10 protein-coding genes are annotated in these 14,827 nt (G+C 60.5%); 3 read left to right on the top strand and 7 right to left on the bottom strand.

The features are described from left to right. Nucleotides 1-25 precede the first annotated feature (25 nt). The 4 genes from JI664_RS10855 to JI664_RS10840 form a co-directional block, all read right to left on the bottom strand. Nucleotides 26-379: a hypothetical protein gene (locus JI664_RS10855; RefSeq protein ID WP_207013776.1), complete on the bottom strand. Its 354-nt coding sequence runs from the start codon at nucleotides 377-379 to the stop codon at nucleotides 26-28. Between the two features lie 424 nt (nucleotides 380-803). Further along, on the bottom strand, nucleotides 804-1,451 hold the full coding sequence (locus JI664_RS24245; RefSeq protein WP_207013774.1) for a polysaccharide deacetylase family protein: 648 nt from the start codon (nucleotides 1,449-1,451) through the stop codon (nucleotides 804-806). 782 nt (nucleotides 1,452-2,233) lie between these two features. Further along, nucleotides 2,234-2,539: a hypothetical protein gene (locus JI664_RS10845; RefSeq protein WP_207013773.1), complete on the bottom strand. Its 306-nt coding sequence runs from the start codon at nucleotides 2,537-2,539 to the stop codon at nucleotides 2,234-2,236. 430 nt (nucleotides 2,540-2,969) lie between these two features. After that, entirely contained in the window at nucleotides 2,970-3,197 is a 228-nt protein-coding gene (locus JI664_RS10840) for a hypothetical protein (protein WP_207013772.1), read from the bottom strand. Nucleotides 3,198-3,395: 198 nt separating this feature from the next. On the opposite strand from JI664_RS10840, the gene JI664_RS10835 reads away from it, so the two are divergent. Further along, nucleotides 3,396-3,830, top strand: coding sequence for a hypothetical protein (locus tag JI664_RS10835; RefSeq protein WP_207013771.1), 435 nt, complete (start codon nucleotides 3,396-3,398; stop codon nucleotides 3,828-3,830). A gap of 341 nt (nucleotides 3,831-4,171) precedes the next feature. After that, the gene (locus JI664_RS10830) at nucleotides 4,172-8,743 is read left to right on the top strand and encodes a peptidoglycan-binding domain-containing protein (RefSeq protein ID WP_207013770.1); all 4,572 of its coding nucleotides are present in this window, start codon (nucleotides 4,172-4,174) and stop codon (nucleotides 8,741-8,743) included. A 375-nt stretch (nucleotides 8,744-9,118) separates the two neighbouring features. On the opposite strand, the gene JI664_RS10825 is transcribed toward JI664_RS10830, so the two are convergent. Continuing rightward, nucleotides 9,119-9,754, bottom strand: coding sequence for a TetR/AcrR family transcriptional regulator (locus tag JI664_RS10825; protein WP_207013769.1), 636 nt, complete (start codon nucleotides 9,752-9,754; stop codon nucleotides 9,119-9,121). A 90-nt stretch (nucleotides 9,755-9,844) separates the two neighbouring features. Between JI664_RS10825 and JI664_RS10820 the strand changes: the two genes are divergently transcribed. Then, nucleotides 9,845-10,966, top strand: a complete 1,122-nt coding sequence (locus JI664_RS10820) for a zinc-binding alcohol dehydrogenase family protein (protein WP_207013768.1) — start codon at nucleotides 9,845-9,847, stop codon at nucleotides 10,964-10,966. Between the two features lie 334 nt (nucleotides 10,967-11,300). Here the strand turns inward: JI664_RS10820 and JI664_RS10815 are convergent, their stop codons facing one another. Beyond that, a complete protein-coding gene (locus JI664_RS10815) occupies nucleotides 11,301-13,250 on the bottom strand; it encodes an FAD-dependent oxidoreductase (RefSeq protein WP_207013767.1) in 1,950 nt (649 codons plus the stop codon). A gap of 831 nt (nucleotides 13,251-14,081) precedes the next feature. Beyond that, complete coding sequence (locus tag JI664_RS10810; RefSeq protein WP_207013766.1) at nucleotides 14,082-14,825, bottom strand: enoyl-CoA hydratase/isomerase family protein; 744 nt, start codon at nucleotides 14,823-14,825, stop codon at nucleotides 14,082-14,084. Nucleotides 14,826-14,827: the final 2 nt, after the last annotated feature.

Raw genomic sequence — 14,827 nt, 5'->3', positions numbered from 1 at the left:
CTTCCCCGGGTCGGGCAACTTGAACTTAGGTCGTCGAAGATTCATCCGGCCCCTGGAAAGCGTCCAGATGCGGGGTCACACGCTGGCGCAGCAGGTCGATCAGGGCCGGGTCGCCGCGTTCGAATTCGTCGGGGATGTGAAGCGTGATGATCCGGTTGTCCGGTGGGCGCGCCTTGAACTTCTTTCGGATGCGTTCCCGGTGGTGCTGCTCCATGACGAAGATTAACGCCGCCCTAGCGACCAGTTCCCTGCTCATCACCCGTGGTGCAGACGGATCGGTGCCGGCAGAAAGGACGTCGATCCCCGGAAGGCTCTTGAAGACATCCTCCGCAGTGGGGCTGCGCAACTTGTTGGCCGTACAGACGAAGAGAACCAGCATAACGACCTCCAACGGCAAACTAAGGGCGAGCGACCCAGATGAAATCGCGCGCTTTGCGATGCATGCGATAGAAATCGCGCGCAAGCTTTTCCATCTCGGTTCGTTCCTTGCTAACGCGCCCTCCGAAAAGGTTTTCCTTGAAATTGCTCTGCCGAATGAAACCCCGCTGGCGTCAGATCGTCGACCCCTGTCCGCATCTTTGTGAGAAAAAACCTGGTTGCGCACAGCAATGCCCGGATCACCGAACTGCAGACCTTGGGCCGCCAGTCCATGCTGGACGTGGCATTGTTTGACTGGTTCGAGGAGGCTGCACCGCAGCGATGGCCCCCTTGAAAGCGGCTGGTATGGGCCGCACGGGGGGCGGCAGTAGCCAGATATTTGCCCAACACGCGGGCGCTCAGACAGAAGTGCCGGCTCTGTTCGGCTATAGTGGTTCGAAATCGGAGCGGCCGTCTTCAGGCTCTGTGATGACTTCTCCAAGCTGCATGAGTTCAGAGATCGGGATGGACTGAAGGCCGCTTGCTGCGATCGCTTGGAGAGCGTCCGGCACGCCATTGACGCTTGTCTCAAGGGCATCATGCGTCAGGACGATGTCTCCCCGTCGAACTTCTCCAGCTATTCGAGATACGATGATTGCAGCGTCTTGATCGCGCCAGTCTTTGGGGTCCAGGGACCAGTAGCAGCATTTGATTTGCCGATTGAACTCGAGCATTGCCCGCTGGTGCTTTCTCATTCGGCCGTGCGGGGCCCTGAACAAAGTTGGCCAACGACCGCAGGCGTCGAAGACAGCGTATTGGGTGCGATCGATCTGCCTCAGCAACTCGCCATCGCTCAGTTTGAGCATGTAGGGGTGGGAGTACGAGTGGTTTCCAATCTCGTGACCCTGCTCAACGATACGCTTGATCAGATCAGGGTGCCGAATGGCTTTCTCGCCAATCACAAAGAATGTTGCTCTCGCCTGGAACAGTCTCAGGTGATCGAGCAGCCTGGGCGTAAGGTTCGGGTCCGGACCGTCATCGAACGACAGGGAATAGCACTCAGAATCCGTCTGGACTCGATGAACTTGTGACACAGTTTGCCTCAGGTAACGGACGCACAGGCCAGCCTAGTTCCGAAGAAACCGTCTGCGCAACCAGGGACTGATCTACCCGCAGCGGCTGAAGCCCGTTAAGCGCGCCAGATTCCCGCGCAGCTTCTAAGCAGTCAGCACGACCAAATGACCGCACGCGCATTCGGTCCCGATAATGATCTCGCCCTCTGGCATGGAGCGGGATGTTGGGTCGGACTTTGACGTTGTCTACTGTCGGCAATCCGTTTTACATGCCGCGATGCAAGCCATTGATATTGCTTGAGGGGCACAGCACCAGTTTTACAGATCAAAGGTTTGATCCGTAACGCTTTTCTGCTTCCTCTCGGGATCGCCACCCCTTTCATTTCTGCCAATGAAGCATAAGCTTGCACGTTTTGGCGATTTTCATGCACACCCCCTGTCAAAAGGCATGGGGTGCCATGTTGAAGGTTTATTCTAGCACACTGAAACATAACGATGTTTCAGCATACCCCGTGGCTAGCAGTCATTTTTCTCCCTGAGTTTTCAAGAGTGCCACAACCGGCTCAACAGCCTTCCGAAGATAGACCGGTCCGACATCCAAGCCATTCGGTCGGAACGGCTGCCCCCCTCGCTCTGCAGAACGGCTCGGATCGTGTTCCAATGCGCACCGGTTTCGGCCGACAGAATCGTTGGTGTCGTATAGCTGGCCTCAAACGCAGCGATGTCGTCCCGGCTCATTCGCCACTCCCGACGCCTGGTCGTGGGATTCAAAACCAACATCGCAGGCGTGTAACCACCTTCGATCAGAGCCAGGAATTGACCTTTCCCCCGAATACCCGCCGACCGGGCGAAGGCCGCGCGGTCACCTCTCCCTGGTTGGTCGATGGCTTGCGCTCCGGCGCGGCCTTCGCCTTGAACGCAGCAACCTCAGTGTTTCCCACCACGAGCCCGTGGTAGCCGGACACATCAGAACGCTGGCCGAGGCGCAGAAAACCAGCCCTGATAGCCGCAATGATCGCGCCAACAGGAAGGTCCAGCCGCTTGTGAACGATTTGGATCGTCTCCCACCCTGGCTCCTCTGGGGCAACCGGCTGCGCATAGGCCTCCAACTCCTCAAGAAGAGCTGGCCATCCGCAATCCGCCAAGGCGATTTGATCGTCGCGACGTTGGTCCTGGGGACGAGGACACCGCCTGCCTTCAACCCGTTCAATTCGGCCAGGGTTGCGCCGATTGCCTTTCGCAGCGCAATGGGACCAACCAGTGTCGGGATTTCATCAAGGACGTGCTGCCAAGCCTTCGCATCAAAGGTCTGGCGGGTATCGGCACGCGCGTCACTGGGCGCAAACGCGCCCGCCTCTGTCAGGAGATCATCCAGAACAGCCGGGCCGATGCCGGTTTCCTGGGTGCTGACGTGAGGGAGTGGAGGCGCCGCCCTGTCACGGCCTGCCCGAGAAGGTCATCCCCTGGCGCCAACGGCCATATTTCCAGAAAATAGTCACGAAGGATCCCGTGAAAGACCGCAAAGGCATCGTCATCGAGTTAGACACTCTTAAGGAGCTTGAAGAGCGGCCCCAATTCGCCCTGCGTCGCGATGTGGCCGCCGTCCTGTGATCGCATAAGGATGTCCAGAGCCGCTCGGATTCCATCAGGGCCTTGCGAGACAAAGGCAAAGCCGGTGGCCTTGGCACGCCGATCGTCCGGGGCCTCGCCCAGTTTGCGCAGCAAAGCTGCACCGATGAACTCGCGGATCGTGATCGCCGGAAACACCGGCTGTGAGGCCAGCCATGTTTTGTCCGCAGCGGTACCCTGCGATAGACGCCTATCAAGCCAAAGGTCATAGTCGGTAGGATCGATGCGCGCGCAGTCGAATGATCATGCTTGCAGGTCTGGCAGGATTTCCGCCAATCGCGCTCCAATATCATCCCGTTCGATGGGGCGCGAGCTAGACCACAAGGGAACCAGCGGATGGTGGTGCTGGTGGCAGATATCAACACCTCTGCAGAGCCAGTCGCCCCGCAAGGCAATGTGCCGCAATGGATGGGGCTGATCGGGTTTCGCAGGACCCACGAGACGAAGACCTCCTTCCGAAACCGCATCCGGACGTCTCCGATGCGCTCACCTGTCCAACAGAGCTGCTCGGCCAGCTGCGTGGCCGACACCCCCTGCGCGTTCTGCAAAAATCGCGACTGCCTCTTCGTCCTGTTCCAGGATACGCCGAAAGGTGATACCAAGATCGAGGGCGAAGTTGACAACGTCCGTCCCATTCAGGATTGCCATGCGCGAAAACAGCGACGGGAGCGTCTCTCGGTCAACGGGCTCTACTGTAAGGGCAAGTTTCCGCAGCAATACATCTTCCTGTGTGCTCAAACGCCCCACGTGTTTGGGTGCGTGGCTCCGTAGCCGTCTCGGGACCGGAAGCGAAGTCGCCATTCGCCGCAAACGCGGATGAGACATGTGCAAAGCCGGGGACCGATAGGGAGGCTACCGACGTGAAGGGCGGAGAGCGGCCGTTCGCTGCACTTGACGTCAACGGCAGCGATGCGAATGAACGGTTCCTTTGCGACGCTTGGTCATCCTCACATCAATCGCCTCTGAACCCGGAAAGACCTTTTTTCCACTTTCTGCTTTCCATTGACGCTTTGTGCGTTAGTGTCGCGGCCTATCAGCGGGCTGTTATTGCCTGACAGAGAATGTCCATCGCAGGAATGGGGCGTTCTGCAAACATAATTTAAGGATATGCTGTGCGTTTTTTGCCCCTTTTGGCGGCGGCCACTTCGTTGGCTGCGGTCCCAGCGTTTTCGCAAAATTTGCTGTCCAACGGTGATTTTGAAGCCTCAGGCGATATCGGATTTGGCGATCATCTGTCCTTTGATATTCCAGCGTGGGAATCGGGTGGCGATTGGTTCGGTGATTTTGTCGCCTGGAACTCGGGTAATCTTGTTCAGGTCGATGGACCAGGGGGTGGGGATTACGGCATCCAAGGTCCCGAGAGCGATGCCGACGGTGGCCCGGCCGGATCGACCATGCATTATGTCGACGACGCTGGCGGTGGCATCAATATGCTTTTGTGGCAGTATTTCACACCAGAATGCTCAGGCTCGATTCAGGGGTCGGCAGCGTTTTCGAACCGAGCAAACCGCAGTGTGCCGGTGGCGCTGGGGATCGTTGGTCCTATTTCGAACCCGCTCACAGCCCCGGTGCGGGGGGAGTATTTCCCCGAAGAAGGCGCCGTTGTGCAGGATTTCATAGCGTTCAGTACCGCGTTCAACGCGGTCTCCACATATGAAATGCTCCCCAGCGCACCGTCACGCACCCATACCTGGGTGATCTTGCCTACCAATTCAGCGAGCGTCGTCGCAGGGCAGACCTATGCTTTTGCCGCGCGTGTTTCGGGCGACGGCAACGTCGATAATGCCTCGGTGACGTTTGTTTCGACGGATGATTGTGGGCCAGAGGCGAATATCGGAGAGGTAATGATCCCTGATCTTGCCCCGTTTGTGCCGCCCGTGGCGCCCTTGGTGCCCAGCGATATCTCCCTGACAAAATCCTGCGAAGCGCTTGAGGCAAATGTCCGGAACGGCGTTTTAGGACAAACTTGGAGCTGCTCAGTCGACGTCACCGTGCCCCAAGCGCCGTTTGCCGGCAGCTTGACGGTGAATGATCTATTGACCCTGCCTGCCACGGTCACTGGAGAGATCCTCTCGAGCAGCGCGCAATCGGGCAATTTCGATTGCTCGGCGGTGAGTTCTTGCACAATTGACGGTGCTCAATTCGACCCAACGGGTACGGAGACCCTGCTGTTCGAGGTATTTGTCACCAGCGAAACGGCTGAGCGTTCAGAGTCACTGCAAAACTGCACCAGCGGCAGCTACGTATTGAACGATTCGACCGTGTCGGTCCCGGGAAATTGCGTTCAGGCCAGCTGGTCGGGCCGTCATGACGTGGTGAAAACCTGCGATCCGGTGGTTGCGACCGACTCCGGCGTGATGTCACTGACGTGCCAAATCACTGTGACCGGCAGCAACCTGCCTGCGAACGGCTATGTCTCGCTGATCGATGTGTTCGCCGCGCAGCCGCCCGCCGTGGCGACCGTCGTCGGTCCGATGACCACGATCACCTCGGCGCAGCCGTGGAGCTGTCAGGACATCGCCAACACCGGCGGGACGGGAACAATGGGTGTGTGCCAACTGAGCACGCTGGACCTGTTCAACGCGGGTGGCAGCTCGGTCATCGACATGACCTTCGATTTCACCACCGATCAGGCACCGACGCAGGTGATGAATTGCCCGATCCTGAGCATTGAAGACACACTGATGCCCGGCGACCAGCGCAGCGCTTCCGGTACGATGCGCAACCCCGATGGCACTGGATGGCCCGCCGGGTTGCCCGACGGCTGCGTGTTCATCGATGTGCCCGCGCCCACACCGCCTTTGCCGGTTCTGGAAGATGCCTACACCTGGAAAACCTGCGATGCCCCGCGTGCGGGTCAGGTTGCGGGTGTCAACGGCTTCCTGTGGGATTGTGAGGTCAATGTCGTCCTGAACCCCGCGCCCTTCGACGGCAGCTTTACCCTGACCGAGAATGCCAGTCAGATCACCAATGGCACCGCGTCTTTCGTGTCGGCGTCGCGACCCTGTACCGGGATCGGCACCGATGTGCTGCAGTGTCAGATCGATGGGGCAACAGCCTCCAGCGCGGAATCGATGTCGGTGCAAATGTTTGCCACCGCGACCAACGCCAATCGCAGCATCCTTTGGACCAATTGCGTCAGCGGTGTCAGCGCCGGGACGGGACGTCAGATCGAGACCGGTGACTACTGCGTGCAGACCGAGATCAAGCCCGGTGACACCCCGCGCGTTCCGGTGATTGATGTCACCAAGACCTGTGAGGCTATCGGCGAACGGCAAATTCTGTCGCAGACGATGTGGACGCAGCAAATGCGCTGCGCGCTGACCGTCACCACAAACGGCGTGCCGTTTACCGCGCCGCTGTGGCTGACCGAAGAGCTGAGCTATGGTCCCAACTCGATGAACGGCACGCTTGCAACGCTGTCCTCGACTGACCCGTGGCAATGCACGCAGGCGCCCTATACGGCGCCGGGTCAGCCGCAAACCAATCTTCCCGTTTGCGCGATTTCAGGCGCACAATTCCCGCATGCGGCGGGCAGCTCGACGGTGTTCGTCGATTTTGTACTCTATGGCGGACCGGCAAGCATCAGCGGGGCGGAAAACTGCGTTGGTGTTACCTTGGGCGACGCGCCGGTGACCGACATCGGCGCTGCGCAAGCGTCGGATTGCGTGGAAATCTTGCCCGCGCCGGTGGTTCTTGACCCCGAGCTGTCGATCATCAAGACATGCGAGCCTGCGGTGCAGGGCACGCCCGGGGCGTGGCATGTCGCCTGCGCGATCACCGTATCGGGCACCAATCTGCCCGGCGGAGAGCTGGTGCAAGTGCGCGATGAAGTCACCTCTTCTACCACCCAATCCGTCTGGCAGGGCGCTTTTACCCCCTCAGCCTCATGGAACCTGAGCTGTGGCGGGTACGGCGTCGCCAATGGGATCGGCAGCGCTTGCACGTTGACCACCGATTTCATCACGGCCCAAGGGGGTAGCGTAACGATCCCGTACAGCGCTGATTTCACCGGGCCAGCCGGGCGGCCGGTGGACGGGCCGCGCGCGCAGAACTGTGTGTATGCGGATCTGTCGAGCCCCGGCCTGCATGCACCTGCGGGCGCGAATAACCGCCAATGCGTGCCCATTCTGTTCAACCACTCACCGCTGGACCCGATCCTGAACGACCCCGCCGTGGTGGTCGATCCGACGGGCCCGATTGTCGCCCCCGGCGGCACCACCGGCAGCGTCGCCAACCCCGTCATTGTTGACCCGGTTGACCCCTCGGATCCGGTTTTTGGCGGTAACATCGGCGCTCTGGGCGGCGGAGGCTTGGTCGTTCCGCCGACCCCGCAGATCGAGGTATCGAAAACATGCGACCCCATCGTCGTCGTTGCCGGGGCGCAAACCTCGCAGATGCGATGCACCATCTCGGTGACGGCGCGCAACCTGACCTCGACCAACAGCCTGCATCTGATCGATCAGTTGGGCTATTCGCCTTGGGCGGCAAATGATCCGGTGGTGCCAATCGTCGGCCCGTTCAGCAATGTCACCGGCGCGGACGGCTGGGACTGCAATGACTATCCCTATGGTCTTGCCCATGGCGCTGGTATCTGCTCGGTTTCCGGCGATGTGATGAATGCCGCCGGTGGCACCATGACCTTCGAGTGGACGGCTGAGCTTGGCCCGCTTGCCGCCGGTCGCACCTTGCGCAACTGCGCCACCGTCCGCCTCGACAGCCTGAGCAATTACGTCGATGCACTGTCGGCTTGCGCCGAAATCGACGTCTTGCACGAGCCCGAGGCGCTGCCCACTGCCGCCGAGCTGCTGCTGACGCCCGAGCAGATCGGCAGCTGCCACGCGGACCGGGATCGTCAGGTCTATGATTGTGTGGTCGGAGTGCGGATCGAAAACACAGACACTCAACCCTACAGCGGCCCGATCGCTCTGCTTGAAACGTTCGGAGCACCGGGTATCAACGCCGCACATCTGGTCTCGGGCGAAGGTGCAGCCTGCGCTGGTCCCGTCGACAACGCGGTGACCTGTTCGATCCCTCAGGTATCGTGGGAGCCGCGTAACGTTTACCGGATCGACCTGTCGCTGGTGGTGCCCGGTCGGCCCAATGGCGGTCAGTTGCAGGTCTGCGCGCAGCTTGGCGCGCCCGACAATCAGCGCCAGCGCGTCGCGATGGTACAAAACAGCCTGAACCAGCGCGGCTATGACGCGGGACCGGTGGACGGGTTCACGGGACGCCGGACCTATGGCGCTCTGGCACAGGTGCAGGCGCAACTGGGCGTGCCGCTGAGCCGCGAGCTTGAACCGGCGCTGCTGAGCGCGCTGGGGATGGCGCCGGCAACCGAACCGGCTTGCACGCAGCTCTCGCTGCCGCGCATGCCCGCGCCGCCCTTGCAGTGCAACCGCGCGACGACCGTGGCACAGGGCGAGAGTTGTGCCTGTCGCTATGACGGCATGACCCGTCGCAACGCCACCAGTTGTTCATGCCCGCGCGGGACCGAACTGGTGGGCGGCGAAGGCTGTATCCGTGTCGCGGCACCTGCGCCGGTGCCTACCCCGAGACCGACCCCGCCGCGCGACACCCCGGATGAGCCCTGCCGGTCCGGCCTTACGCTGAATGGGGCTTGCGTCTCGCTCGGTGGGCCGCTGCTCGAAACACTGATCCCGGGTCTGCGCGGAAGCGAATAAGCGCGGGAGCGACGTGTCACGAAATCCGGGGGCCATGCATGTCAGGTGCATGGCCCCTTTTTCTGCCCGCATGTCGCTGGCAACGGCACACATCAGTCAGGACGTCTAGGTATCACCCAACAGCAGGTGAATGGCTTGCGACTAGCGGTCGTCGAATAAACTCGGGTGACCGTCTTGAGCCGCATGGAAAGGCTCCCTTCGGCCCGAACACGTAATTCGCTGCCGCAAACACAAAGGTCTGCTAAGGGCCGCAAGCGGCGACCTTCTGGATGAGAACTTGAAGCATGCAGCCGCGTCGGCGCAGGTCGCATTCGATTCAGATAGGCCCAAAGGGGGCATGCCAACCCTTCGACCCTTCCCCTGAGATCGACTGTTTCATACGAAGACCATCTTGCAAGCCAGGCGACAGTGCTCGTCGACAAGCTCCTGCATGTCGCCCCACGGGAATGCCGGTCGCGCAAGCAGGAGCGAGACGAGGCCGTGGAGGGAGGCCCACAGGCTCTGACTTCGCATCACGACCGTTTCGGCAGAGAGGTCCGGACGGTTCAGCCCGACGATCCGGACCAGATGCCCGAAGGCCCGAGGGCCGGGATGATCGGTCTGATGGAACCCGGACAGGCCTGGGTCGGGCGGATTTGGCGTGTCCTCCGGATGCTCCAGCATGAAGGCGATCCGATAGGCGTGCGGGTAAGAGAGACCGAAATCGAAATAGCCGCGCACCGCGTTTGCGAGCTGTGTTTCAGGGCTCTCGCCGTCTGCCGAGGAGATCGCCTGTTCCAGACGAGCGAAGGCCTCGGCCGCGACCTCGTCCTGGATCTGCTGGAGCGAGGCGAAATGCGCATAGAGCGAGGGCTGCGAGATCCCGACTGCCTGTGCGATGCGCCGCGTCGTCACCGCGTCCACGCCGTGGCGGGCGAAGAGCGCGCCGGCGGCATCCAGGATATCGTCCCTGCGGTTGCGGCGCCTCGGTGTCCTGTCCTCGGGCGGCATGATCGGCGGTCCCTCCTTCATCCTGAGCTTTCTAACTTAACCTTGCCTGTTGGACCTTGAAAGCCTCCCTATCAGCGATAGCTTCAGCCTATCAATGATAGGAAAACGCTCATGTCGTCGAATGCAGCCGCCTGGCTTGCCGCCCCACATGCCCCACTGACCGTCGCCGATGCCCCGATCGTTCCGCCTGAGCCCGGTCAGATCCGGCTGCGGGCCCGGGCGGTCGCGATCAACCCGATCGACCGTTTCAAGCAGAAGATGGGCAAACCCCTCTACGGCTGGCGCGCCTATCCGATGATCCTGGGCTTCGACGTGGCCGGAGAGGTCGATGCGGTCGGCCCCGGTGTTACGAGGTTTGCGCCCGGCGACCGGGTCGTCGCTCTCGCGACCGGCATGGAAAAGTCCCGCAACCGCGACTCAGAAGCGGCCTTTCAGCTTTTCCCAAATGTGCGGGCGGACCTGTCTGCGCCGATCCCGGATGACATGAGCCATGAGGCCGCTGTCGTCCTGCCGCTGGCCCTGTCGACGGCAGCCTGCGGTCTGTTCGCCGAGGATCAGCTCGGCCTCTCCCGGCCCAGTGCCGCTCCCGAGGATCAGGGACAGACGGTCCTTGTCTGGGGCGGGTCGACCAGCGTCGGATGCTGCGCGATCCAGCTGGCCAAGGCGGCGGGCTATCGGGTCGTTGCCACCGCCTCCCCGGGAAATTTCGACTATCTGGAAGGCCTTGGTGCGGACGATGTGCTCGACTACGCGGGTGCTGACGCCGCGGCTCGCGTGGCGCAAGCGCTGCGGGGCCATGAAGTTGCGGGGGCGATCGCGATGGGCGCCGGATCCGCGCGCGCGTGCATCGAGGTGCTTGGCGCCAGTGCGGGCACGCGCAAGGTTGCCATGGCGACGTTCCCCCCGGTGGATATTGATGCCCTGCCGGACAGGCCGGGCCCCTGGACGCTCATGACCCGGATGCTGCCCCGCATGCTCGCGGGCATGGCCGGGCTCTCTGTCGCGGCAAAGCGCCGGGGCGTGGCGCGCTCGACCATCTGGGGGGCCGCGCTGATGGACACCGACCTCGGCCCGGCCATCTTCGAGAGCTTCTTGCCGCAGGCGCTGGCCTCGGGTCAGATCGTCGCCGCCCCGCCGCCCTTGGTCGCAGGCCACGGGCTGAACGCGATCCAGCCGGCTTTTGAGCGGCAGAAACAGGGGGTCTCGGCAGCAAAGGTCGTCGTGACGCTTTGAAACCGATCTCACTTTTGAGAAGGCGAAATCGAACGACGGTTATGGGCCGATTGTGTTGAAAAACATGGACGCGCACAAAAACAGCCTGAGCCTTCAGAACGCTTGTTTTCGCCAAAGAGGATAGCACTCCGTTCGAGTGTAAAATTTGATCTTCGGCAGAAAAAAATTCTGGTCCAGCGCCCACCGACACAGATCGACTGATTTTCTCAAGACAATCGGCCGTTCGCGGCAACACTATACCGTTGCTACGTTGCTGAGTATTGCTCCGTTCATTAAAGTTCCCATCAATGTGGCAATATTAGCAACTTCGACGCCCGATTCCTTCAGGTGACATTCAGACAGTGTTGCCTGCGATCAATCCTTCGAGCACTGCCTCTTCGCAGGTTCGCGCCATTTGACAATCGCCGATGGACATAAATACGATGCCAAGGTCGGCGGCCCCCTCGGCCAATTCAGTATTTGGCACGCTGCCTTGTGCAAGCACGAGGGTATCGACACCCTCCACCAGGATAGGCTCCCCACTCGCAAGGTGTTGCAGGTAAACGGTGTCTTCGTCCTGACCATAGAGACGGGCATATGGAATAATCTCGACGCCCAATGCATGCAGGCGGGCTGCATTGGCATCGCGGACATATGACTGCAATACCTCGCTTGGTGACAGGCCGTTCACAGCCAGACGGACCCGGCACCCTTGTTCCGCTAAGTGCTCCGCAATACCGGATCCGACCCAATTGCAGGTCCAATCCGAAACGACAACGGATGCGCCGACGTTGACTTCCTTCTTCAAAACCGCCGTTGCGTCCACGACCTGTCCGCTTCCGTCATGCTCAAAGCTTGCGGGCCAACGCGGGGTGCTGCCGGTGGCAAAGATGACGGCGTCGGGTTTTTCGGCGGAAATAGTGGCGAGGTCGACGCGGCTGTTCGTTTTGACTTCGACACCCGCCAGTTCCATTTCGTGCGTGAGGTTCGTGATGATGCCGCCGAATTCCGCGCGGTTCGGCAATAGCTGCGCCAGCCTTGCTTGCCCGCCAAGCTGTGCGTCGGCTTCGTGAAGCACGACCTTGTGGCCGCGCGCTGCGGCGACTGCCGCGGCCTTCATACCGGCAGGGCCGCCTCCGACAACCATGATGGTCTTGGACCGGTCCACGGGCTTCAGTTCAGAATACTGCAATTCCCGCCCGGTTTCGGGGTGTTGGATGCAGGAGATGGGATGTCCCTTCTGGAAATGACCGATGCAGGCTTGGTTACACCCGATGCAGGCGCGGATGTCGTCGGGCCGGGCTATTCGCGCCTTGTTGGGCATTTCAGGGTCACAGATCAGCGCGCGCGTCATCCCACATAGATCCGCTTCCCGAGCGGCGACGATGGCTTCCGCTTCCTGCGGTTGATTGATGCGTCCTGTCACGATTACCGGCAGGTTTGTCGCAGTTTTGATCCGCGCCGCGAAGGGCGCAAGATAACCGCTTTTCTCGTACATCGGGGGAACGATATGAATCGCACCCCCGATGGTTGCAGAGGTGCCGGCTACCACACTCACGTAGTCGAGTTGGTCCTGGAGCGCGGTAATTGCCTGGGTCGTGACGTCTTCGTCCATCCCCTCGTCGTACTTTTCATCACTGGAAATCCGTAGCCCCACGCAAAAATCATCTGACGTCGCGTCCCTGATGGCCGCAATGGCATCGACCGAGAAACGCAGCCTCTTCTCGAACGATCCCCCATAATCGTCCGTTCGGCGATTCACTGTTTCACTTAGAAATTGAGCGGGTAAATAGCCATGACTGGCGACAAACTCGACGCCGTCGACCCCTGCTTTCTCAAGCCGCTTTGCCGCCGCGCCATACCCTTCGATGATCTCTCGGATCATGGCCAATGTCATAGCGCGGGGGATGACATGATGGCGTTCGCTTGGCGAGACGGAGGGGGCGTAGGCAACCGGTGCAGAGCCATCGAAGGATTCCGTCATTTCCCGGCCCGGGTGGAAAAGCTGCACGATCAACTTCGATCCGTGTTTGTGAACCTTTTCCGCCAATTTCCGGAAGCCCTCGATGCAGCCGTCATCCGTCGCCATCAAAACATGATTTGTGTAGCGGGCGGTTTCATGGACCCCTGTCACCTGAGAAATAATGAGCCCGACGCCGCCTTTGGCACGTGCTTCGTGGTATGCGATGAGGGCTTCGTTCACGGTTCCATCGGTGGGCAGCACCGTGTCATGGCCGGTCGAGACAATCCGGTTCGCCACCCGCAAAGAGCCCAAGCAAAACGGGGAAAAAAGCGTTTCAAACATGGTTCTTCAATTCCTGAATTCGTTTATTTAGGTGGTTGCCGCGCACGCCATTCGCTGAGTCGGCAACTGCGGCTCGTAGCCGTTGCTCACCAACTGGATTTTTAGCAACATCGCGGCTGAAAGCGACCGGACTTTTCCATCCAGTGACGGTCTGCCGGTCGTGGTTCATCGGTCGAAATTCAATTATGTGTGTCATAGTCAGAAGCGACCGTCCTGCTTCAAGGCTCTCGAACGCAGCGACTGACCTAGCCGCAGCGAAAGCTCGCTTGATCCGCGCAGCGGACACCGAGTATGTCAAAATGCTGCGCCCCATACCAACGGCAGCCTCCAAGAACTCTGAAAGGCGGAGTTCGCTAAGCTCGAATGGCCGGAGAGGGCCGACACCAGGCGCAACCAGCGCTTGGCATGTATGGCAGGTCAGGGCCCATCAAGGCTTCATCCACCTTTGGAGAGAGGTTTGTCCTCACGACTAGGTTTATCCCTGGGGTTAAATGCGAAGGGGCCCATCTGGACCCCTTGGTTACCTCGACATCCTCTTGGATATTCACCCTTACGGTTGCACTGTCGGAAGATAGCGGGGGAGTTCTTGCAATCGATCACGAACTCCTATGCCCCACCTGATATCGCTGGAGTGGGATTCTGTCCATGCCTCGCCGTGCTGTCAGACCAGTGGTTGCAGTTTGCAATGGACGCTCCGGCTACCGGCACACATCAGCGAGCACTCGCAGTCTCAACCGGTAACCTTTCAGGCGGGGCATCTCAGCTGGTATTTTCATGGCGACCGCCAAAACTTCACCGAAGGCGACGACAAGTTGGCAATGCCCACTCACTCTATCGTCCTTTGAAAACAGGGGTTTCCCTGCGAGCCCACGCTTCCATTCCGCGTTTTGCATCTTCGGAGTTCATCATCTGGTCGGCCTGGGCCATCATGGAATACTGTATCTCCATCGGGGTGCGCCCTGCTGCCTCAAGGCACATCCGCTTCGAGCCCGTGACCACAAGCGGTGCGTTGGCGGCAAGACGCTCGGCCATAGCCATCGCTTCGGCGCGTTCCTGGCCCGGCTCCACCAGACGATTGGCGAAGCCCAGATCGTAGGCACGCTTACCGCCAACCGGCTCACCCAGCATGATCATCTCCATCGCCACCCTGAGCGGCATCCGCTTGACGAGGGCTGTGATCAGGCTGCCAGAAAAGCCGAGTCTTGCCTCGGGGTAGTCCAGCACCGATTCTTCGCTGACCACAACGAAATCACACAGCGCCACCAGCACGACGCCGATGCCGATAACCCGCTTGTTGACGGCGGCGATGATTGGCTTGTCGGTGGAGACGCCTACGCCCGGCAACGCTTGCCACGCCAGTTCGGGCGGCGCGTGCAGATCCGCACCTGCGCAGAATATCTTGGGATCGTTCGAACACAGCACCGCAGCCCGGTCGTCGCCGGCATCGAAGCGTCGGAACGCATCGCCCAGTTCTTCGAACATCTGGATCGACATGGCGTTTCGCTTGTCTGTCCGGTTGAGCGCGATGGTGGTGATGCCACCCGCGGAGGTCACCTCAATCAGCTGGTAAGTCATGT

It is taken from the genome of Rhodobacter sp. NTK016B, assembly GCF_017303295.1.
In the GTDB taxonomy this organism is placed as follows: domain Bacteria; phylum Pseudomonadota; class Alphaproteobacteria; order Rhodobacterales; family Rhodobacteraceae; genus Pararhodobacter.
This window is presented reverse-complemented; position numbering and strand designations above follow the sequence as displayed.